This is a genomic window from Vreelandella boliviensis LC1, from assembly GCF_000236035.1.
Taxonomy (GTDB): domain Bacteria; phylum Pseudomonadota; class Gammaproteobacteria; order Pseudomonadales; family Halomonadaceae; genus Vreelandella; species Vreelandella boliviensis.
This window is the reverse complement of the sequence record NZ_JH393258.1, coordinates 723720-745974: the sequence shown is the minus strand read 5'-3', so window position 1 is coordinate 745974 and position 22255 is coordinate 723720. Positions and strand designations below refer to the sequence as shown.

General features: G+C 56.7%; 14 protein-coding genes. 4 read left to right on the top strand and 10 right to left on the bottom strand.

The annotated features are described in order from the left end of the window. Positions 1–223: 223 nt before the first annotated feature. Positions 224–1567: a serine hydrolase domain-containing protein gene (locus tag KUC_RS12605; protein ID WP_007113588.1), complete on the top strand. Its 1344-nt coding sequence runs from the start codon at positions 224–226 to the stop codon at positions 1565–1567. Positions 1568–1628: 61 nt separating this feature from the next. Here KUC_RS12605 and KUC_RS12600 read toward each other — a convergent pair whose 3' ends face one another. Beyond that, complete coding sequence (locus KUC_RS12600; RefSeq protein ID WP_007113587.1) at positions 1629–2480, bottom strand: ABC transporter ATP-binding protein; 852 nt, start codon at positions 2478–2480, stop codon at positions 1629–1631. A 205-nt stretch (positions 2481–2685) separates the two neighbouring features. On the opposite strand from KUC_RS12600, the gene KUC_RS12595 reads away from it, so the two are divergent. Continuing rightward, on the top strand, positions 2686–4824 hold the full coding sequence (locus tag KUC_RS12595; RefSeq protein WP_050804856.1) for a TonB-dependent receptor: 2139 nt from the start codon (positions 2686–2688) through the stop codon (positions 4822–4824). A 90-nt stretch (positions 4825–4914) separates the two neighbouring features. On the opposite strand, the gene KUC_RS12590 is transcribed toward KUC_RS12595, so the two are convergent. The 6 genes from KUC_RS12590 to KUC_RS12565 form a co-directional block, all read right to left on the bottom strand. Further along, positions 4915–5952 carry a FecCD family ABC transporter permease gene (locus KUC_RS12590; protein WP_007113585.1) on the bottom strand — a complete coding sequence of 346 codons (1038 nt, stop codon included), beginning with the start codon at positions 5950–5952 and terminating at the stop codon, positions 4915–4917. Next, entirely contained in the window at positions 5949–6953 is a 1005-nt protein-coding gene (locus KUC_RS12585; RefSeq protein WP_007113584.1) for a FecCD family ABC transporter permease, read from the bottom strand. The genes KUC_RS12590 and KUC_RS12585 overlap by 4 nt, the downstream gene beginning before the upstream one ends. After that, positions 6947–7900, bottom strand: coding sequence for an ABC transporter substrate-binding protein (locus tag KUC_RS12580; RefSeq protein WP_007113583.1), 954 nt, complete (start codon positions 7898–7900; stop codon positions 6947–6949). The genes KUC_RS12585 and KUC_RS12580 overlap by 7 nt, the downstream gene beginning before the upstream one ends. A 72-nt stretch (positions 7901–7972) precedes the next feature. Continuing rightward, complete coding sequence (locus tag KUC_RS12575; RefSeq protein WP_007113582.1) at positions 7973–8308, bottom strand: AzlD domain-containing protein; 336 nt, start codon at positions 8306–8308, stop codon at positions 7973–7975. After that, positions 8305–9027, bottom strand: coding sequence for an AzlC family ABC transporter permease (locus tag KUC_RS12570; protein WP_007113581.1), 723 nt, complete (start codon positions 9025–9027; stop codon positions 8305–8307). The genes KUC_RS12575 and KUC_RS12570 overlap by 4 nt, the downstream gene beginning before the upstream one ends. Then, entirely contained in the window at positions 9024–9554 is a 531-nt protein-coding gene (locus KUC_RS12565) for a helix-turn-helix domain-containing protein (RefSeq protein ID WP_040481074.1), read from the bottom strand. The genes KUC_RS12570 and KUC_RS12565 overlap by 4 nt, the downstream gene beginning before the upstream one ends. Positions 9555–9729: 175 nt before the next feature. Here KUC_RS12565 and KUC_RS12560 point away from each other — a divergent pair, with 175 nt between their 5' ends. After that, entirely contained in the window at positions 9730–11034 is a 1305-nt protein-coding gene (locus KUC_RS12560; RefSeq protein ID WP_007113579.1) for an MFS transporter, read from the top strand. Between the two features lie 125 nt (positions 11035–11159). Here the strand turns inward: KUC_RS12560 and sstT are convergent, their stop codons facing one another. Continuing rightward, the gene (gene sstT / locus KUC_RS12555) at positions 11160–12383 is read right to left on the bottom strand and encodes a serine/threonine transporter SstT (RefSeq protein ID WP_040480804.1); all 1224 of its coding nucleotides are present in this window, start codon (positions 12381–12383) and stop codon (positions 11160–11162) included. Between the two features lie 219 nt (positions 12384–12602). Between sstT and KUC_RS12550 the strand changes: the two genes are divergently transcribed. Further along, a complete protein-coding gene (locus KUC_RS12550) occupies positions 12603–12932 on the top strand; it encodes a hypothetical protein (RefSeq protein ID WP_040480802.1) in 330 nt (109 codons plus the stop codon). A 104-nt stretch (positions 12933–13036) separates the two neighbouring features. Here the strand turns inward: KUC_RS12550 and KUC_RS12545 are convergent, their stop codons facing one another. Further along, a complete protein-coding gene (locus KUC_RS12545) occupies positions 13037–13330 on the bottom strand; it encodes a hypothetical protein (protein WP_007113576.1) in 294 nt (97 codons plus the stop codon). A 141-nt stretch (positions 13331–13471) separates the two neighbouring features. After that, positions 13472–22093, bottom strand: a complete 8622-nt coding sequence (locus KUC_RS12540; RefSeq protein ID WP_040480800.1) for a glycoside hydrolase family 94 protein — start codon at positions 22091–22093, stop codon at positions 13472–13474. Positions 22094–22255: the final 162 nt, after the last annotated feature.

The window sequence follows — 22255 nt, the reverse complement described above, 5'->3', positions numbered from 1 at the left end:
CTAAAGTCTAGGTCGGTAGTGGGAGAGTGCAGTGACCAGATTTCGAGGTTTTAATCGACATGCGTTGTCTAGCCGTAACGCTTTGAAGTACTTATCAAAGCACTGCAAGGAAAAACGACTTTCTTTAAATTCAATCATTCAGAGAAGCTAGGTAGAATTTCTAGCTATACTGAGCAAGGTGGCTGTGTATCTTTGTGCGAAATAGCTCACCCAGGAGTTGGTCATGCCACGTTTACCCCGTCGATTTATCAGCGTTTTACTGTTTACGCTGCCGGTCATATTAGTTGCTTGGGCAGCACCCGCCACCGCGCAGTCGCTTAACAGTGACGTGTTAACTGCCGAAGAATCAGACCCTAACCGGTTAGGCTGGATGCAAGGCTTTCCCCCTGCTTCTGAACGGGTCATTGGCCAACCTGACGCCAACTACTTTAGCTTTCCTAAAATGCGCTGGACGGTGTGCCATTTTCGCGAATTGCTGCCCACTAAACAGGTAAGCCGTGGGTTAGCCGCGCCTGTGCCGCTCACCTACGCACTGGATGACGCTATCAACGATGTGATGTTTACCCCGCTTGGCGGTAATGAACCCATGTCGTGGCAGGCGTCGCTGAATGAGAATTACATCGATGGCCTGCTGATTCTTCATCAGGGCCAAGTGGTGTATGAGTACTACGCTGGCTGTCTAGATGAAGCAGGCAAGCATGGGGCTATGTCGGTCACTAAATCGATGACCGGCCTGTTGGGAGAAATCCTGGTAGCTGAAGGTGCATTGGATGAAGAGGCGCTCGTCGGTGACATACTTCCAGAGCTGGCCGATAGCGCTTTTGGCAACGCTACCGTGCAGCAGTTGTTAGAAATGACCACAGGCCTTGCCTACAGCGAAGATTACAGCGATCCCAATGCAGAAATATGGGCGTACAATGCAGCGGCAAACCCGCTCCCCAAGCCAGAAAGCTATTCTGGGCCGCGTACTTACTATGAGTATTTAGCCACCGTGCAGCCCGAAGGTGAGCATGGGCAGGTATTTGGCTACAAAACAATCAATACAGATGCGCTGGGTTGGGTAATAGCGCGCACCAGTGGCGAATCGGTGACGTCGTTGCTGTCATCGCGAATTTGGCAGCGTATAGGCGCTGAGCAGGATGGCTACTTTACCGTCGACTCCATCGGAACACCGTTTGCCGGTGGTGGTTTAAGTGCAGGCCTACGGGATATGGCCAGAGTAGGCCAGTTGGTGTTGAATGAAGGTGTTATTAACGGCGAGCGACTGTTTCCCGCTGCCGCGGTAGAACGCATCCGTCAAGGTGGCGATAGGCAAGCGTTTGCCGCTGCAGGCTATCGCTATTTACCTGGCGGTAGCTACCGTGGCATGTGGTGGTCACTGCATAACGAACATGGTGCGTTTGCTGCCCGTGGTGTGCATGGGCAAACGATATATATCGATCCCACCGCTGAGATGGTGATAGTACGCTTTGCCTCTCATCCGGTGGCAAGTAATGCCGCCAACGATCCCTCCTCGCTCCCAGCCTATCAAGCGGTTGCCGAGTATTTGTTGGAGAAGGCCCCTTAGGCCAGAGTGGGACGAGTCGCGTGTCCATTCTCTACGGTGCTAATGAAAACAGGTATATGACTCACATTGCGCAGCGTTGTAGAGCAAGCACATCCGATTCAGTGGCGGGCTGGTTCCGCTTGCGCGGTACACAAATCGGGCTGCCGCTTTCTGGGTCGTGGATAACATGAGCATCCAGGTCAAACACGCGCTTGAGATTGGGCGCGGTAAAAACTTCGCTAGGCGCGCCGCTGGTGACAATTCGGCCATCGCACATCATTACTAACTGATCGGCGTAGGCGGCGGCCAAGTTTAGATCATGAAGCACTAGTAGCAGGGTGCGGCCTTTCTCATGAGCTAGGCGCGAAAGTAATTCCAGCAAATCAACCTGTACCTTAAGGTCTAGAAAAGTCGTGGGCTCATCAAGCAGGATCAGGTCGGTTTGCTGGGCCAGTACCATGGCAATCCAGCAGCGCTGGCGCTGGCCGCCGGAGAGCGCATCGACGTTGCGCTCGGCAAACTCCGTTACGTGGGTATAAGTCATGGCTTCACGAATGGCCTCGGCGTCCTGCTGAGCATTCTTCTGCCATAACCCTTGGTGCGGAAACCGCCCCATCGCCACCAACTGCTTCACGCTCAGCCCCTCTGGCGCCACCGGGCCTTGGGGCAGAATCCCCAGGCGCTTGGCGACCTCCCGCGTTTTGCTGCGATGAATATCCTTGCCGTCCAAATACACATGCCCGTCACTAGGCGTAAGCGTGCGGGCAAGGGTTTTCAGCAGGGTCGACTTGCCACTGCCGTTGGGGCCCAACAGTACCGTGAGCTTGCCTTCCTCAATCGCTATGTCGACACCATCCAATACACGTCGAGTGTCATAGCCCGCTTGTAGGGCTTCGCCCGTCAAACGAGGTGGCTGGTGAGAAGGTTGTGTCATGGATGTGCTCGTTGAGGTTGCTAAAGCAGGCAGAACCGTAAGCCAAAATATTCTCATTTTCAATATTTGCTACTGGCAGTTGTTCGCTGCTCCAACCTGTTTTTCCTCGCGGAGTAGACCTTTATGTCTTTATGTGGATAATACAATCATTATCATTTAGATATGTATTACGTTTTCTGGGAATCGTTCACTCAAAAGGTAAAAAATGCGCATTAAGACTCGTCCAGTATTGTGGCACACGGTGACGCTCGCCGGTTTGGTGGCGATCAGTCAAGCTCACGCGCAGGAGTCAACAACGGCTGAGTCACAAGGCGTCGCCAGTGATGCCGACTCGACCATGGTGGTGACCGCCACCCGCAGCCACAGCGAAGCGGGGCAAACGCCGCAGCGAGTAACGATCATCACCCGCGAGCAGATTGAGCAACAGCTAGCGATTACCGATGACCCGGGCCAGGTGCTCAGCAACTTGATTCCCTCTTACTCACCTAGCCGCCAAAAGCTCTCCAATGCGGGGGAGACATTTCGTGGTCGCGATGCGCTTTTTCTGATTGATGGGGTGCCCCAGTCCAACCCGCTGCGCGACAGCTCACGGGATAGCTATACCATTGACCTTTCCATGGTTGAGCGCATTGAAGTCATCCACGGCGCCAGCGCCGAGCATGGTTTAGGTGCCACCGGTGGTTTGATCAACTTGGTGACCCGGCGCGCTGAAGGTGGCGGCATTAGCCAGCACGCGGGCATCAGCCTGACCACGGACGATGATTTCCAGTCCGGTGGACTGGGCCACAAGCTGGACTACCGTATTAGCGGGCAGCAGGGCGACTGGGATTTCGTTGCCGCAGCCACTCGTCAGGAGCGCGGGGTCTTTTACGATGGCAACGACGAGGTGGTCGGTATTGCCTACCCCGGCGAGCTGCAGAACTCGGAAAGCTACGATCTGTTCGGCAAGCTGGGTTACTGGATCGACGATAACCAGAATGTTGAGTTCTCGCTTAATCATTTCGATTTGCAAGAGGGCAACGACTACGTGCCGGTAGCGGGTGATCGTGCGGCAGGTGTGCCGACCACAGCGCGCAAAGGCAGCCGTGAGGGCGAGCCAGGGTTTAACGAAGTGACCTCGGCGCGGCTTTCCTACTCCCACGCTGATTGGTTTGGCAATGAGCTAGATGCCCAGGTCTATCACCAGCGTTTTCGCGCGCGCTTCGCGACTACGCCGTTTTTCCCTTACCTGGATAGTGCGGGCGATACCCAATTCGATCAGACGCGCAATGAGTCTGACAAAACGGGCGCTAAATTCACCTTGAACCGTGACGGTATGCTGGACGACCGCTTGGGTGTGACGGTGGGTTTGGATGTATTGGAAGACGAGACAAGCCAAATGCTCGTGCATACCGGGCGTACTTACGTGCCGGAAAGTCGCTTCCGTAATTTGGCGCCGTTCCTGCAAGGTCAGTTTAAACTAGCGGATCCGCTGACGCTGCATGCGGGGGTGCGTCACGAGCACGCTGAGCTTGAGGTGGATAGCTTCCAAACGATTGATCGCAGCAATGTCACTCAAGACAACGTCAGCGTGGACGGTGGCAAGCCCAGCTTCGATGAGACGCTGTATAACGTCGGTTTAACCTATCAAGCCACCGACTGGGCCCAGCTGTATGCCAACTACTCGGAAGGCTTTGGCATGCCCGATGTGGGCCGGGTGCTGCGCGGTATTGGCACGGCGGGCCAGGATGTGGATAGCTTACTGCAGCTTCAGCCGATTGTGACCGAAAACCACGAGATCGGCGCGCGCTTTGACTGGGATGGTTATGGGTTAGAGATCAGCTATTACGAGTCGAACTCGGATTACGGCCAACGGCTGACCGAACAGAATGGCACCTGGGTAGGCAGCCGAGAGAAAACCGAGATCCAGGGCGTTGAGATTACTGGTGACATGCAGGTGGCGGACAAGCATGATCTGTCGCTCTCTTACGCCCATACCGAGGGCAAATCGGATCAGGATGGCGACGGTAGCGTGGATACCAAACTCACCGGTATCAATATCGCCCCGGATACACTCAAACTGGGCTGGAGCGCCACCTGGAACGAGCGTGTTTCCACGCGCTTACAGGGTAGCTACTACTTCGATCGCAGCGTCGATAACCCTGAGCTCGATTTTGACGGCTACGGCTTAGTGGATGCTTCGTTAGCCTATCGCCTGCCCACCGGCAGAGTATCAGTGGGTATCGAAAACCTAACCGATGAAGACTACATCACTTACTACTCCCAAGCCGCGCGGATTAGCGACGAGTACTACTTCACCGGGCGTGGCCGCACCTTCACGCTGGGGTACAAGCTAGATTTCTAATCAGCCGCTTTCTGTTTTTTATTATTGATTTTCTATGCTCGATACTGTTTGGCGGCGCCCCGAGGGCGACGCTTTTTTTGTCAGCAGATTTTAAAAGCGCGCTCGTGATCTATGCAACAAATAGACAAAAAAGGGCGCGCCTATCCCGGCAACGAAAATGCCCGCAGGCAGGTCTTTGGGTAAAAAGGCCACTCGGCCCAGCAGGTCGGCGTAAAGCACAATCAGCGCGCCGACCAGCGCGGATGCGGGCACCAGCCGTGCCATATTGCGCCCCACCAGCCTGGCTGCCAGGTGGGGGGCAATTAACCCCACAAAGCTTAAGCCCCCTGCAAACGCCACCGCGGCACCGGCCAGCGCCACGCTGCAGGCTAGCAATACTAATCGGCTGCGCAGAATCGCCACCCCCAGCCCTTCGGCAACGGCGTCGCCCAGCGCCATGGCATCGGCATGCCGGGCGAAGGCTAGGCTGATCGGCACGGCAATGACTAGCCACGGCAGTAGACCGCGAACATCGTCCCATTGTGCAGCGTAAAGGCTGCCGGTGAGCCAGACATAGGCAGTCATGGCGGCGGAGTCATCGCTGATCACGATTAATAGCGTAGTGCCTGCGCCCATGGCTGCTGCAAGGCCAATGCCCACCAGCACCATCCGCGATGGGCTGATGCCGCCTTTCCAGGCGAGGCTGACTACCAGCAATGCTGACACCAGCGCCCCCAGCATGGCCGCCACGGGCAGCCAGTGAATGCTTAAGGTGGTGCTCAATAACGCTAAAAACAGCACCGCCGCCAGCGCCGCGCCGCTGGTAATGCCGATCACGTCTGGGGAAGCCAGAGGGTTACGCACAATGCTTTGTAGAATTGCCCCCGCTATTGCCAGGGCGGCACCGACCAGTATGGCCAGTAGAATTCTGGGCAGCCTTAACTCCCAAATGATAAAAGTGATATCGCTACTTTGTGGCGCGGCGAGGGCGTGTAGTACTTGGGTGAACGATGTGGGAAAACTGCCTAAGCAGAGCGACAGCCCGACGCTGGCGACCAATAAAAGGCTTAGCATTATGAGGCTGTGCAGTAAGCGTTTACTGTCGCTCTGCACCTTGCTATCGAGGGTTAACGTTACTGTTTGTCTCATTGGCCTGCCATCTTGCGTCGCGCTAGATAGATAAAGAAGGGCGTGCCGATCAGCGCCGTCATTACACCCACCGGTATCTCCTGGGGGGGCATTAAAAAGCGCGAGGCGAGATCGGCCAGCAGCAGCAAACAGGCACCGAGCAAGGCGCAGGCCGGCAGCAGCCAGCGGTGGTCGATGCCAAACAGCCCCCGCGCCATATGGGGCACAATCAGACCCACAAACCCAATCATGCCTGCCAGCGCCACGGAGCTACCCGCCAGTACAATCACAATCAACCCGAGTAGCAGCTTGATAGTGGTGGCCTGCATGCCGAGCCCGGTGACCATATCATCGCCCAGTAACAGCGCATTGGCGTGGCGGACGAGCAGTGCGCTAAGTAAAAGCGCCCCACCGAAGAGCGGTAGCAAGGGCGCTACCAATGAAAGATCGCGTCCTGACACCGAACCCGCCAGCCAGTAGAGCACGCTTTCAAAACTTTGCTGATCGACCACCAGCAGCCCTTGGCTGAAAGATACAAACATCGCCGTTACCGCCACTCCTGCCAGCACAACCCGCAGTGGGGAGAGCTCACCGTGGCGGCCGCGGCTAAGCACCACCACCAGTACGGCAGCGACCAGCGCGCCTAACAACGCGGCCCATACGTAGTGGGCAGGTGTATGCAGTGGCAAAAGGGACACCGCGACCACGACAAAAAACATCGCGCCAGCGTTAATGCCCAGAATGCCCGGTGACGCCAGCGGGTTACGCGTCATGGTCTGCATCAGTGCCCCGGCAATCGCCAGGCTGGCGCCCACCAGAGCGGCGATCACCGCGCGGGGCAGGCGCTCGGTTAAGAGAATGATGTGGGCGATATTGGTGGGGTCGTAATGGGCGAACGAACCGAACAGAGAGGAGAGGGCGATCTCTGTGGTGCCTAGCATCACGCTGGCGAAAAAGGCGCCCAGCGCCACCAGCGCCCCCAACAGCAGGCCAATACTTTTCGCGGCGGCGCTGTTTAGCATGAGGGTTCCTCGCCGCGGTTTGGCAAGGGGGTGTGGCAAGCTAATCCATAGTGGCTATAGAGATCATCCAGCATGGCGTTGGCCGCTAATACACCGCCGCCCATCATCCAACTGACTGGATCAACTTCAAAAACACGTCCGCTTTGGACTGCGGATAGCTGTTGCCAGAGAGGGTGGGAAGCCCAGTGCTGGTAATTATCAGCAATGGCGGGGTCATCCGGCTCAAGCAGAATAAACAGGGCGTTGGCATCCAGCACCGGGATGTTTTCAGTACTGGAAAGCTTCATTCCCCAGCTCTGGCTTTGCAGGGTATCCGGTTGCGCAAAGCCCAGCTCATCAAGAATCGAGCCCGCAAAGCCGCTGGTATAGATACGTACGTGATCGCTTTTAAACCGTACCACGGCCACTTTTTGCGGCCACTCGCTGCCTAGCCTGGCGGCAATCTGCTGACGAAAGTCGGCGACACGATCACTCCATAGCTGAAGAAGCTCATTCGCCTGCGCTTCGCGGCCAGTGGCATTAGCCACCATCGTGAGTGTGGTCTTGAAGTTAAATACCGTAGGCGCTGATACCGTGGGGGCAATAGCACTTAATAGCGGCGCTATGCGCGCATGGCGAAAATCGCTGGCAATCACCAGGTCAGGCTTCAGCCAGGCAATCTTTTCCAGGTTGGGTTGGGTTTCCAGCCCCACATGCTCGACGCCATCAAGCGGATCACGCAGGTAGCGGTACATGGGTTTTTCCAGCCATGAATCGACTACGCCAATAGGTGTAAGTCCAAGGGCTACGGCGCTGTCAGTAGCCCCCTGGTAAAGCGTCACAATGCGTGGCGATTCAGGGGGGCTGTTTGGCGTGTTAGCGGTCGATATAGAGTGAATTAGCGCCGCCAGCGTTATCAGCAACACACGCATTAAAACCTTCTTGCCATGGGTGTGTGCTTTTAACATTAAGGTCACTTTACGACTGCCCTGGAGTGAAAAGTCAGGATGATGGCATGGCGTAAAAGCTAATGCAAAGCATTACCAAATGAGGGCCGTGACCTCCACCAACCCAAACACCGCCACTCCGGCAGCGACCGGCCAGCCCAATGAGCGTACCCGCGACCACACCAGTAGCGTGACAGAAAGCCCGATGACGGTGGCGATCCAGGAAACAGCGCTGGGGTTAACCGGCACAATGGACACCCCCAGTACGGCGGCAATCATCAGCGGGCCAAGAATACCCAGCCACTGGGGCATGTTATTAAGGCCGGTAGAGCTATTGAGTCGTCGCTGCATCCATAAAAAAGGCACGACCCGCATCAGCAAGGTGCCCAGGGCAGACACGACAACGGCTAACCAAAGTGCGGTGCTCATGATGTACGCCTCCTCGTTTCAAACGTGACCATATAGAAGCACAGCGCGCCGCAGGCAGCCGCTAGGGGAATCGCCACATTGCTCCAGCCGACCAGCGTTAAACCGAGTGCCGCCAGAATGGTGCAGCCCATGGCCACGGCCCAGCGCTTATCGGTAAAGCGTGGTGCCACCATAGTCAGAAACAGCGCGGGCAGGGCGAAGGGCATAATCTCACCCAGCAGCGGCCAGCGAGCGGTAAACGCTTCGCCTGCGGTGGCGCCTACCGCGGTACCGATGATCCAGGCGCCCCAGGCCAGCAGCGATGCACCCACAAACCAACTAAAGCGCTTAACCTCAGGCAGCTGGGGTAGCCGGGTTAAGGCCAGAGCAAATACCTGATCGGTGAGGCCATGCATCAGCCAGGGCCAGTGGCGGCTGCGTGGCAATAACGCCGCCAGGTTAGGGCCGTACACCACATGACGAACGTTAATCAGCAGCGTCATCGCCACCACCAACCACAGCGGTGCGCCGGTAGCGATCATGCCCACAAACAGAAACTGCGAGGCCCCGGCGTAAATCAGCGCTGAAATAGCCGTGGCTTCCAGAGTGCTAAAGCCTGCCTGGGTGGCGACCAAGCCAAACGACAGCGCCACCGGAATGTAGCCGCCGAGGAGCGGAATGGCTTCGCGTACGCCCTGCAGCGCGCTACGCAGTGGAGAGTGACTGGCAGCTTGGTTCATGAAGTTTGGCCTTCTGCACCGTAGGTGATGGTCATTATCAACGTGGCCTCCGCTGCTTGGGTGCGATAAAGGTGTGGCTGGTCGGCGGGGAAGGTCACAGTGTTCCCCGGGGTTAGCTGCGTGGTGGCACCTTCTGGCCCCGCTTCCAGCCAGCCGCTAATCAGCGTAAGCGATTCGCGGGTGCCCGGTGTATGGGCTTCAGCATGACGCAACGTATGCGGTGCGCAGCGCATCCAGTAGGCATCCACCTGGGGTGAGTCTTTGCCTTGGTCAATTAAGCGCACCTGCACACCGTCTTCGCCCAGTGGCACGCTGATGGGGGCCACCAGGGTGCCGAAGGGCACATTGAGCTGCACTGCAAGCCGCCAAATGGTATCGATGGTGGGATTGCCGTTGCCTTGCTCCAAGCGACACAGGTTGGACTTGGCGATGCCCGCCTCATTGGCTAATTGCGAAAGCGACCAGCCTCGCTCAAGGCGAAGTGCTTGAAGATGCTGGCCCAGCGTGTTGAGTGAGAGTTTATCCATAAGGCTGCCCGCCATCCGTTGAGCTGTTCTTTATATAGAACGCTTTATATAAACAACGTTCTATATAAAGAACGATAGCTTGTCAACGATCTCATCGGTCAACACGGTAATCTCGAAGACTTTCAGTGGCATCCTTTATGCATGACCTATAGCGAGTCTGCTACGAGGAAGCGCAATGTATTCATTGGCCATGCTCAATCCCGTTAAATCGATACTACGCAGTGTGGCACTTTTGTTGCTGGGCAACGGCTTGCTCAACACGCTGCTCACCTTGCGAGGTACGGCGGAAGGTTTTTCAAGCGCGGTGTTGGGGATCATCATGTCCGGCTATTTTGTCGGCTTTATCTGCGGCACCTGGGTGAGCGGGCGCTTAATACGGCGTATGGGGCACATTCGCACCTTTGGCTTCTGCGCGTCTATTTGTTCATCGGTGGCGCTACTGCATCTGGTGTTTATCGACCCGTGGGTATGGCTGCCGTTGCGGGTGGTTTACGGGCTTGCGTTTATTACCTTGATTACCGTGATTGAGAGCTGGCTGAACAGCCAGGCGGCAGGACACGAGCGGGGGCGGATTTTCGCTGTCTATATGGTGGTCAACCTGGGCGCGTTAGCGCTGGCTCAACAGCTGCTAAGGCTCTCTTCACCAGAGGGTTTTTTGCTGTTTGTGGTGATCTCTATTTTGATCAGTTGGGCGCTGTTACCCATTACTTTGACCCGTCGCGTTCAGCCCAAAATTTCCGAACGGCCCAAAAGCAGCCTACGTGCATTGCTGGGCTTTGCGCCGCTGGCGGTGGCTTCCGCTGCGTTATCAGGGCTTGCCATGGGGGCGTTCTGGTCGATGACGCCGATATACGCCACGCAATTGGGGTTTGATATTGGCGGTGTTGGCTTGGTAATGAGCGTAGCGATTATCGGTGGGGCACTGCTGCAGATACCCATCGGGCGCTTCTCCGATAAGCACGACCGGCCTAAGGTGATGATCTGGGTGGTGCTGCTCGCGGCATTGATTGCCGCGGCCATGCCCTTTGCGCCCAGCCACGAGGTGCTGCTGGGGCTGTATTTTATCTGGGGCGGTTTGGCGTTTTCGCTCTACCCGCTGGCGGTAGCGCAGCTGATCGATCAACTTCACACGGATGAAATTGTTTCCGGCTCGGCGGATATGCTGGTCATGCACGGTGCGGGCTGTGCCGTGGCGCCGATAGCGGCAGGTTCGCTGATGACGTTAGTGGGGGGCCACGGCCTGCCGATTTATATTGCCTGCGTGTTCACCCTGTTGGGTATCTATGCCCTCTACCGTCGCCGCCGCGTCAGGGCATTGGTCACTCATACCGCACACTTTGAGCCGATGGTACAAAGTAGTGCAGAAGTGTTGAAAATGATCCTCGATGATACCCAGCGCGACCTATTCGACGACCCGAGTTTTTATGAGGAGGATGAACGGGAGCGTTTAGCGAGGCTTGTTAATGCATCCAATAGTTAATACGCGAGCGCCCAGGGGATGGGCTGATATAGGAGGAGTGGCTGTTATTAGAAGCCACTCCCCAAGGTAAATGGTAAATGGTAAAAGGTAAACGGTAAAAAGGTGGATGGTTAAAAGCTGAACGGTTAAGCGCGTTTGCCTTCTTGCGCCTGGCAAGCTGCCGCGGTGAACAGCACATCGGTAGAAGAGTTAAGCGCGGTTTCGGTGGAGTCCTGCACCACGCTGATCACAAAGCCAATCGCCACCGCCTGCATGGCCACTTCCGTGGGAATCCCGAACAGGTTGGCGGCCATGGGAATCAGCATCAGTGACCCGCCCGCCACGCCTGAAACGCCGCAGGCCGCCAGTGCTGAAACCACGCACAGCAGCAGCGCCGTAGGGAAGTCAACGCTAATGCCCAGCGTATGAGTAGTCGCCAGAGTGATGACCGTAATGGTGATGGCCGCACCACACATATTGATTGTTGCGCCCAGCGGAATGGAAATGGAGTAGGTGTCAGGGTCGAGTTTTAGGCGGCGGCAAAGCTCCAAGTTCACCGGTATATTCGCTGCCGAGCTACGGGTGAAAAAGGCGGTAATCGCACTGCCACGCAGGCACGTAAACACCAGTGGATACGGATTTTGCCGGGTGGTGAAGTAAACCAACAGCGGATTACTCACTAGCGCGACAAACAGCATGCAGCCCACAATCACACCCAGCAGCTGGGCGTAGTTAAGTAGCGCCTCAACGCCAGATTCTGCCAGTGTGCCTGCCACCAAGCCAAAGATACCCAGCGGAGCTAAACGAATCACCAGCGTCACAATGCGGGTGACCGCCGCAGATAAGTCATTTAGCGCTTGGCGGGTGGTGTCGCTGGCTTGACGCAGCGCCAAACCCAGGCCGATGGCCCAGGCCAAAATGGCGATAAAGTTGGCTTCCACCAGCGCGCTAACCGGGTTGGCCACCGCGTTCAACAGTAGGTCGCGCAGAACGCTAAAAATATCGCCGGGCGGGTTGCCGTCAACCTGGCCTGCAGTCAATGAAAGTTCGGTGGGAAATAGAAAGCTGGCTGCCACCGCAATGAGCGCGGCGATTAACGTGCCAACCACATACAGCACCAGCACGGGGCGAATGTGGGTGGGTTGGCCTTTTTGATGAGTAGAGATCGCCGCGGCTACCAGTACAAACACCAAAATGGGCGCTACCGCCTGCAGAGCGGCGATAAATAGCTGGCCAAGCAGGGCCACATCGCTAGCAATGCCCGGTGTAAACAGGGCGAGCAATACCCCGGCAACGATACCGATTAAAATCTGCGGGATAAGGCCCAGCCGTAAAAGTGGCCGGAAAACGGTGCGGGCGGTGGCGATCATTGCGCAACTCTCAGGTAGTAAATGGTGGGTGGCGTTGTGGCGATGGGCCGCTAACGTGCCTGAAAGGGGCGGTATTCTATCAGCTACCGGCATGCCGCGGGCGACTGGGTAAAAAAACTCGCAGGCGATATACTGCTCCCGCCGTTGAGTGTGAATACTAAATTTCACTTAGCCCGCAACTTACTGTTTACTTCTAAAAAAAGATCAGGGAACTTTACAATGCGAATCAGAACGTTGTTAATTGCGCTTGTAGCTCTATGTGCTTCATCGCTGGCGATGGCCGCTGACTACTACGTAGATATCACCAACCGAACTGGTTACACCATTTACTACATGTACGTAAGCCCAGGGAGCTCAAAAAGTTGGGAAGAGGATGTGTTAGGCAGTGATGTATTGATGAACGGGGATACCCAGCGAGTAACCTTAACGGGGTATACCAATCCCTACTTCGATATTCGTCTCGTTGATGAAGATAACGACCGCTATACCTTCTGGAACGTGGATGTCTCAACACAAGACATCATTGTCACGTTGGATCACTTGGACTAACGCCTGCATTCATACAATAAAAATGCCCCGCCGCGTCAGCGGGAAGGGGCATTGATAGATGATGCTTTTTGCACTAGACAATCTAGCAGTGCTGAATTAGCCGATTAGGCCGCTACGACCCCGAAGGGCGCTATGGCAGTTTTATCTGAAGGGTAAAGATCTGTTCCGTCTTTCTCTGCATAACCGAGCTGCGTTAAAGCAAGTACTTCAGGCGAAGTACCCCACTTCATCAGCATCTCATCCAGCAGTTGCTCGGCTTTTTCAGCCTGTCCCCAGCGAGTAAGCAGTTGGGCAATGGCGTAGTCGCACTCGGGAGTGTCGAATAATTCATCCTTGATGTCTTGAATGGCGATGTTAAGGCCCGCCAGGGAAAGGTCGCTTGACGTTTCGCTATGCATATCACGGCTCCGTGTGATTGCGAATGGGACGGCGATTAACCTGGGATAACCGCCTGAATTTGAATGGTACCTGTGTTGTACGTAGGCGAGCTTAATATAGCCGTGAGTGAGAAGCAAATGCGAAAAGCATGCGTCAAAAGGCTACTCCTCAGCGGTTGCGTTTGGCTTTATAAATACCTCTAACTGGTGCTGTTTGCCATCCAGCGGAATGCGTACTTCGCCTTGCTGGCGTGTCATTAGTCGGCCATCAAGCTGCACGCTGGGCGCCTCATCAGTGGTGATGACCTCAACCGAGTAGTGCGTAGCGGCAATGGTCAGCGTTGCACTAAAACCTGGCCAGTCGTGAGGGAGACAGGGAGCAATTACCAGCCAACCACCCTCCCGACGGATACCCAGAATGCCCTCAATACCGGCACGGTACATCCAACCCGCTGAGCCCGTGTACCATGTCCATCCGCCTCGCCCAGTGTGAGGCGCAACCGAATAAACATCCGCGGCGACCACATAGGGTTCTACGTGATAACGAGCGGCCTCCTCAGCGGTACGGGCATGATTGATCGGGTTGAGTAGCGAAAAGAGCTCATGCGCTTTGCTGCCCTCGCCGAGCTTGGCAAAGGCCAGGATGGCCCACATCGCGGCGTGGCTATATTGCCCACCGTTTTCGCGCATGCCGGGTGGGTAGCCGCCAATATAGCCGGGGTCGCGTTGGGGCTGATCGAAAGGGGGCCAGAACAGTAGCGCAAGTTGCTCATTGTGTCTGATCAGCTCACGCTCCAGCGAACCCATGGCGAGCACCGCTCGGTGGGGCTCTGCCGCACCCGAGAGTACCGCCCAGGTCTGGGCAATCGAATCAATTTTGCACGCGTCACTCTCTTTGCTGCCCAACCAACTGCCGTCATCGAAGGTCGCCCGTCTGTACCACTGGCCATCCCAAGCGTTGCTTTCCAGCGCAGTACGCAACGCAATGGCATGGGCACGCCAACGCTCAACGCGTGGAGTGTCCATTGTGGCTGAGTCCGTTGTCGCTGAAAGCGCTTGTTTTTCGCGCTGATTGGCAAAGGGTAGAAATAGCTCCAGCGTATGCAACAGCAGCCAGCCTAGCCACACGCTTTCACCTTTGCCAGCTTCGCCAACGCGGTTCATGCCATCGTTCCAATCACCGCCAACGATCAACGGCAAGCCGTGCTCGCCGGTTAACTCAATGCTCTGATCTAAGCCGCGGGCGCAGTGCTCAAACAGCGAGGCGGTCTCCTCCGCGATCATCGGTTGGAAAAAACTGTCGTGCTCGCCAGGGGCTAATTCAGCGCCTTCCAGAAAGCTTACCTGCTCATCCAGCACGGCGGCGTCGTGGGAGGTAGCGATATAGCAGGCGCATGCATAGGCTAACCACACCCGATCATCAGAAATGCGCGTACGCACCCCTTGGCCGGAGTGGGGCAGCCACCAATGCTGAACATCGCCTTCAACAAACTGGCGGGAAGCGGCACGCAGTAAGTGCGCGCGAGTGGTTTCGGGGCTGGTGAAGGTTAACGCCATGCCATCCTGTAACTGGTCGCGGAAGCCATAGGCGCCGCTGGCTTGGTAGAACCCGGAGCGCGCAGTGATCCGGCAGGCAATGGTTTGGTACATCAGCCAGCCGTTAAGCATAATGTCCATAGCGCGGTCAGGGGTGGCCACTTGTACCGCGTTAAGCTGCGTTTGCCAGTGCGCAGTTACCATGGCGAGCTCGGCGTCAATATCCTTTTCGCGATACCGCGCAATCAGCGTTTTGGCTTCTGCGGTTGAGCTGCTTTGACCCATTAATACAACGATATCGACGCTTTCACCTGCTGCTAGCGTTACGCTGCGGTTAAGCGCGGCACAAGGATCCAACCCCGCACCGTGGGCGCCGGAAAGTGGAACGTGGCCTCTAAGCCCCGCTGGCGCTGCTAGGCTGCCGCCGTGGCCGATAAATTCGCAGCGGTCAGCCGTCCAGGAAGTAGGTTGGGTACCGATATCCAGAAACGCTACCCGGCCAGGGAAATTCATATTCCAAGGGTTCTCGACCAGTAGCGCGCCGCTGTCGGCGTCTGGGTGCGAGATAAGAAAAGGCGCCGAGCCACTGCGCGAAGTACCCAGCACCCACTCTGCATAGGCCGTCACGGAGAGCTTGCGTGGCCGTCCGGAATGATTGGCTAGGCGTAGCCGCGAAATCCTAAGCGGGTCGTCTAACGGCACGAAGTGCAGTAGCGCAAGGGCAATCCCATCCGCTTGGTGCTCGAACTGACTATAGCCGAAGCCGTGCCGCGCCAAGTAGCGGCCATGGTCGCGTGAAGGGCGGGCAGTGGCGGTGAAGAGCGCCATCGACTCTTCATCGCGAACATAGATCACATCGCCACTCGGATCCATAACAGGGTCGTTTGACCACGCTGTCAGCTGGTTTTCACGGCTGTTATCCGCCCAGACATAGCCTGCGCCCTCTGCTGACACCTGAAAGCCGAAGCTCGCGTTGGCGATCACATTTATCCACGGGGCAGGCGTTGAGCTCCCTGCCTCAAGTACCGTTACATACTCGCGACCATCCTGGGCAAAGCCGCCCAGCCCATTAAAAAACTCAAGCGCAGGGAGTGGAGTTTCAATGGCATTGAGTGGTACGTACTTGGGTAGGGGACGTTTGATGAGCGATTGGAGTGGTGTAGTCGCGCGGATTGCGGGCAGCGTCAGGGCTAACTGGTTCGCTATGCTGCCGCGATGGGCCATTAACGCTATGCATGCTATCGACTGAAGCTGTGTGCGCACTTCCAAACTCATCAAGTCGGCACGCAATGCAGTCACGGAACCTTGAGCGAAATCCTTTTTAAAACGAGGTTGGGTTTGGCTGCTAAGCACGGCGGTTTCAATGGCTTGCTGTAGATCCTGAATATAGGAGGAGGAGCGCTCATTGATAATCACCACATCCACGCCAAGCCGCTTCATACGCCAATATTCGTGAGCGCGCAGTAGTTGATGTATTTGGCCGATGTCATCGACGCTATCGATGCGCATCAGAATGATTGGCAGATCACCAGAAATGCCGTGCTGCCAAAGCCTCGACTGCGGCCCGGCACCGCGTTCAATGGCCTCTGCAGGCGCTCTAAAGCGGGCATCAGGGTAAAGAATCGGCGCGGCCAAGCGCTGAAAGTCAGCGGCTTCTTCAGGCTGAATACCCAAATGGCGAAGCTGAACTTGTGCCTGAGTCCAGGCGAGGGTTTTAGCGCGCTCAAAAGCACTGCGGTCGTGATGTTTATCAATCAGATCCATCAGCGCTTCACGGGATGGGGCGACGACAGTCCAGTAAGCGATTCGGGCGGCTTTGCCGGGGGCCACGCGTAGGCAGTAGCGCAGCGCAAAAATAGGATCCAGTACGCTACCGACACTGCCAGAAAGGTGCTGTCCCTCTGCCAGCGCTGAGGCGTGCAGTGTGCTTCGGCCGCGGCCTAAAAACTGGGCACGGTCAGTCTCGAACTCCAGCTTGCCCACGATGTCGCCCTCTACCACAGCAAAGTGAGCCGCCCACACCTGCTCTTCATCGGGTGAGCGCCGCCGTCTTGTGGCGATTAGCGCGTTGAAAGCTTCCAGATACTCGGTCACCACAAACATTTTGGCAAAAGCGGGGTGCGCATTGTCGGCATTGGGTGACGTTAAGACTAACTCTAAATAGGAGGTGATCGTGATATCGCGGGCGTGACGGCCGCTGTTGGTTAGCGAAAGGTGGCGAACTTCGCTGTCGTCCTCGCCGGAAACCAGCACCTCCATATGGCTGGTGATATCGTCGTGACGATGGCTGTAGCGTGCATAATCCTCGGCAAATATGGCATGGCTGTGCTCATCGGTTGCACCGGCTGGGTTTGCCGCCGTTTGCCCCGTGGCTGTCCACACGCCGGGGTGCCGGGTGTCGCGCAGAAAAATAAAGCTGCCTAAGTGGTCGCGGGTGGCGTCCGGCAGCCAGCGGCTAATGGCAACGTTGCGCCATCTGCTGTAGCCGCTGCCGGTGGCCGTTAGCATCACCGAGTACCAGCCGTTAGAGAGTAAATGGGTAACGGGCGGGCCACTGGCTGCCGTTGACGCCCGGCGAATGGTTTGTGCCTCATTTATCGTCTGACTGGCGGTGGACTTCACTTCTTCAGCGCGGGGATGGGCAATCGCCACGTTACGCGGAACCCGCTCTTGGAGCAGTAGCTCGCTGGCTTGAATCATCGGCTCGCGGTGAAAGCGGGCGCGCATCTGGCCGTGGTGCAGGGTGTTTGCAATGGCCGCGATGGTCATGCCCTGATGATGGGCCATAAAGCTGCGCACAATCACCACGCTTTCCCCTGCGGGCAGCCGTGAACGAGTGAAGTCGAGCGCTTCATAGAAGCCGTAGCGACCTAATGCGCCCATTTCCGTTAAGCGTTTGAAGTTGCGACAGGCGCCGCTGGGGTCAACCATGGCGGCTAACCCGGTGGCATAGGGCGCGATCACCAGGTCGGCAGATAGTCCCCGTTTGAGCCCCAAACCCGGCACCCCAAAATTAGAGTACTGATAAGTAAACTCCATATCCCGGGCGTTATATGCAGATTCGGAGATCCCCCAAGGGGCGGAGAGCTGGGCGGCGTAGGTCTCTTGGCGTTTCACCACCAGCCGGTTGGTTTGCTCCAGCAGGCTGCCCCCTGGGGCACGCATCACCAGCGACGGCATCAGGTACTCAAACATCGACCCCGACCAGGAAATCAGCGCCGAGCCAAAGGTAACGGGGGTGGCTGCGCGGCCAAGCTTGAACCAGTGGCGGGTGGGAATATCGCCTTTGGCAATCGCAAACAGGCTGGCCAGCCGTGCCTCGGAAGCCAGCAAGTCGTAGCAGCTGGTATCCAGGCAGTTGTCATCCAGCGAATAACCAATCGACAGTAGTTGGCGCTCGCTATCGAGCAGAAAGGCGAAATCCATGCCCAGTGCCAGGCGTCGCGCAGAGTCCGCAAGCTGTTGCAGGCGTAGGGCGAGTGAACCCTCTTCAAGGTTGGGCTGGGTTTCTCGGTCATGGCAGTGTTGCGCCACTGAAGCGTGCAGGGCTTCCAACCAAAACAGCAGGTCTTTGCTATGTGGGTCGCTATGCTCGTTGAGAGGAGTGCGCGCCAGCGTTAACGTGCTATCCGTCAGCGCAGCCATATTTGCCAAGAATACCGATGACATCTCTTCGCTCTTCAACTGGGCGTCTATGACTTCTAACTGCACGCTTAGCTGAACTGTGAGCTTTTCTGACAAGGTTGACGCTTGCTTAATTGTTTGACGAGCCAGGTTTAGCGTGTCGGCAATGCCTATGCGTGGGTCAGCTAGATAGCTTGTCGCCTGCCAGGTTTCGCAGGCATTAGCGATAGCGATAAGGTGCCCTGCCAGGTTGCCGCTATCCACCGTTGATACGTAGCGAGGGTTAAGGGGGCGCAGGTCTTGGGTGGCGTACCAGTTATAGAAGTGCCCCCGGTATCGGGGTAGTCCCAGCATCACGCCTAGGGTTGTTTCAAGCCGCTCAAGCGTCTCATGAGTGCCTATCCAGCCGAAATCCCGAGCTGCCAGGGTGGAGAGTAGATAGAGCCCCATATTGGTCGGCGAGGTGCGCTGGGCGAGGACGGGTTGGGGATCTTCTTGAAAGTTATCCGGCGGTAAGCGGTTATCGGTGGCGGTCACAAAGGTTTCGAAATAGCGCCAGGTTCGTCGGGCAATGACCCGTAGCTCAAATGCTTCTTCTTCTGAGATGGTAATTTGGACAACGACGCTTGTGCTGCTGCTTAACCACGACGCCACTGCCGGCGCGGCCAACCAAAGTAGCGCCATGGGCAGTGCGATTGGCCATGTGTGGCTAGCGGTCAAGAGTGCACTAATGGCTACCGCTAGCCCCAGTGCGGTGCCTGGTGCCATGCGCTGATAGAACCCTAGTACCGTCAGCGGCGGGCTTTTCATCGACTGGGCGGCGGATGTCCACTCAAGCAGCCGCTGGTGGGTGATCAGCAGACGGACTAAGGTTCTGGCTATGGCATCCAGCATGCGCCACGCCTGGTCGGGCAGAAAAAGGATCAGTAGCAGAATTTGCGCGCTACCCACCTTAAGCTCATCAAACCAAAGGTGGTAGTGGTGGCGTAGTTTAGACCACGCCCGGAAGGGAATGAATGAGGCCGCCAGGGAGAGCAACACCGGTGCGCCGACAACGGCCAGTAATAGCAGTGTGCTGGTGATGGCCATGCTCAGCGGCAGCTGCCAACTAATCACAAGGCTTGCCAGGACTAACGGCGGCGTCACCGAGCGGCGCAGGTTGCCGAGCATTTTCAGTCGCCCGGTGAGCGGCAGCGCCGGTGCTATTAGCCAGGGGAGCAACTGCCAGTCGCCGCGTGTCCAGCGGTGCTGGCGCTTGGCGGCCACGTCATAGCGAGCCGGAAAGTCTTCAATTACTTCGATATCGGAGGCGAGTCCCGCACGGGCAAACACACCCTCGAACAAATCGTGGCTGAGCAGACTATTGTCGGGCACACGGCCAGCCAGCGATGCTTCAAAGGCATCCACCTCATAAATACCTTTACCGGCGAACGAGCCTTCGCCGACCAGATCCTGGTAGAGATCTGAGATAGCGGCGGCGTAAGGGTCAATGCCCCCTGGCGATGAGAATAGCCGCTGGTAGATGGAGCCTTCGCCTCCAGCGGGCAGTGAAGGAGTAACGCGAGGCTGCAGTATTGCGTACCCCTCCACAACCCGGCATAGCTTTAGATCCATACGTGGCTGGTTTAGCGGATGTGCCATTTTTCCGATCAGTCGGCTTGCTGCGCCCCGGGGTAGGCGGGTGTCGGCATCCAGGGTGATGACGTAGCGCACGTTACTGGGCAGCGGCGGCGGGTCGATAAAGGTGGTGTCTGTGGCGCCACGTAACAAGCGGTTTAGCTCGTGCAGCTTGCCACGCTTACGCTCCCAGCCCATCCAGGTGTCCTCGCTGGCGTTAAATACACGCCGCCGGTGCAGCAGAAAGAAGCGTTTATCGCTATCGAGAGCGAGAGGGCAGTAACGCTTATTTAACTGCTCGAACGCTGCTTGAGCCGCCGTTAACAGCGCGGCCTCATGGGGTAGTTCCGCTTGGGGGGCATCCATGCCGTCAAGCAGCAACGCATAGCTAAGCGCCCCATCACCGCTGGATAAGTGGTGCACTTCAAGACGCTCAATCTGTTCGCGCAGATCTTCTTCGCTGGTCAGCAATGTAGGTACAGCCACCAGGGTTCGCAGCTGGGGTGGGACCCCTTTGGCAAGGTCGAGTCCTGGCAGTGGATGAGCGTCGATAGCATAGATAATCAGGCGGTTAACGATCAGCGTTGCGACTTCCATAATGGGCAGAAAACCCAACGCCCCTAGCAGAATGAGCCAAGGTAACGGCACATCGCCTATCGCCAGCGGCAACGAAAGCAGTAATCCACCTGCCAGCGTCATCAGGGTCAGTGTGACCACAGCCATCAATACAATATAACTGCGAATACCTTGGTGAATGAGCGTCCGGCGCAGCCACTGACGGGAGGAAGGGGTAAATTGAACTTTGTGCTCAAGGGTTAAGCGACCTGAGCCAATCAAGAAATAGCCGGGGTCTCCCCAGCGTGTAGCTTCGGCTGTGTCGCTGGTGGCAGCCGCTGCCTGGTGGGAGAGGGAGAGCGCCGCTTCGACTACCTCAAGCTCGCTGTAACGAGATCCTCGGGCGATCTGCTCTATGGCGCTGCGGTACTGATTGCGGGTGGGGAAATCAAGTTGATCAAAGTGACTCTGCTGGCGTAGTCGTGTATCTACCAAACTGACACTTTCAAACAGCTCAGCCCAGTCGATACTGGAAACAAAGCGCATGCTGGTAATGATATTTCGCACGGTAACGTTGGCGGCGCCTTGGCGCTGCTGGGCGTGTTGAACCATCTCGTCGATAGTTTCACCCTCACGGCTAAGCTGCTCATCGAGCCAGTCAACCAGCGGGCTGCTGCGCGGGTCTAAGCCGCGCAGCCGCTTCGCAAGCTGAGCGGTGAAGGGTTCCGCCAGGGGGCCAGTGTGAAAGCGAAGACTGCTGGCCTCCAGATGAAAGGTGTGGCGTGCCTGGGATGTTTGCTGATCGGTGGGTGTTAGCCATTTTGCCGCCAATGCATCGGCTTCGTCTCGTGCCGTTTGTTCGCTGACAATTTGGTCGGCAAGGCGTCGAAGGTTCTCGATTAGCACAATACGCAGTGTGATCGCTACCGCCCATAATTCGCCAATGGTCAGTGGCTGAACGCGCTGATAAGCGGTTATAAAGTTTTGCAAATTCTCCAGGTCAATATGGCTGTCGGTATGCGCCACAAAGGCCCAGGCGATACCGAATACCCTTGGGTATCCCGCAAAAGGCCCGTTGGCTAGCTTCGGTAACTGGCGGTAATAACCGGGGGGGAGGTCGCTGCGTATCTCACGAATTTGAGCTTCAATAAGGTGGTAATTGTCGAGCAGCCAAGCGGCGGCAGGTACTATTTCGCGACCACTCGCCAGCGCCGAGGCACTGGCGCGGTAAACGTCTAGCAGGGTGTTAGCGTTATCGTTGAGCCTTCGAGTTAACGACACTACCTTGGGGGGCGTGCTGGTCACTGATTGGTTAAGTGCCAAGCTGCCTGCGTGCTGTTCAAGTCGCTCTGCGCTGAAAAGCTCTTCCCTAACAGGGGCAGTAGAGTTCCACGGTGCTGCAAACGTAGGCTGCGATAGCACAAAACGGCGAAGTTGTTTCACAGATTCCATCCTGGTCAGAGTGCACTTTCGTGCACAACCGTTGCTTCCTTACCAGAACAATGGTCGTGCCAAAGGGGGGCGTCCGTTCGCTAGCACACATAGCGCTTATTAACTGCGCTGGGCAGGCCATACAAGCTTAGAGATCGTAGAGCGGCACTATCTAGACTGATT

Bases quoted from the DNA above. Each gene is read 5' to 3' on its own strand.
- KUC_RS12605 (WP_007113588.1), top strand. From the start codon at position 224: ATGCCACGTTTACCCCGTCGATTTATCAGCGTTTTACTGTTTACGCTG.
- KUC_RS12600 (WP_007113587.1), bottom strand. From the start codon at position 2,480: ATGACACAACCTTCTCACCAGCCACCTCGTTTGACGGGCGAAGCCCTA.
- KUC_RS12595 (WP_050804856.1), top strand. From the start codon at position 2,686: ATGCGCATTAAGACTCGTCCAGTATTGTGGCACACGGTGACGCTCGCC.
- KUC_RS12590 (WP_007113585.1), bottom strand. From the start codon at position 5,952: ATGAGACAAACAGTAACGTTAACCCTCGATAGCAAGGTGCAGAGCGAC.
- KUC_RS12585 (WP_007113584.1), bottom strand. From the start codon at position 6,953: ATGCTAAACAGCGCCGCCGCGAAAAGTATTGGCCTGCTGTTGGGGGCG.
- KUC_RS12580 (WP_007113583.1), bottom strand. From the start codon at position 7,900: ATGTTAAAAGCACACACCCATGGCAAGAAGGTTTTAATGCGTGTGTTG.
- KUC_RS12575 (WP_007113582.1), bottom strand. From the start codon at position 8,308: ATGAGCACCGCACTTTGGTTAGCCGTTGTCGTGTCTGCCCTGGGCACC.
- KUC_RS12570 (WP_007113581.1), bottom strand. From the start codon at position 9,027: ATGAACCAAGCTGCCAGTCACTCTCCACTGCGTAGCGCGCTGCAGGGC.
- KUC_RS12565 (WP_040481074.1), bottom strand. From the start codon at position 9,554: ATGGATAAACTCTCACTCAACACGCTGGGCCAGCATCTTCAAGCACTT.
- KUC_RS12560 (WP_007113579.1), top strand. From the start codon at position 9,730: ATGTATTCATTGGCCATGCTCAATCCCGTTAAATCGATACTACGCAGT.
- sstT (WP_040480804.1), bottom strand. From the start codon at position 12,383: ATGATCGCCACCGCCCGCACCGTTTTCCGGCCACTTTTACGGCTGGGC.
- KUC_RS12550 (WP_040480802.1), top strand. From the start codon at position 12,603: ATGCGAATCAGAACGTTGTTAATTGCGCTTGTAGCTCTATGTGCTTCA.
- KUC_RS12545 (WP_007113576.1), bottom strand. From the start codon at position 13,330: ATGCATAGCGAAACGTCAAGCGACCTTTCCCTGGCGGGCCTTAACATC.
- KUC_RS12540 (WP_040480800.1), bottom strand. From the start codon at position 22,093: ATGGAATCTGTGAAACAACTTCGCCGTTTTGTGCTATCGCAGCCTACG.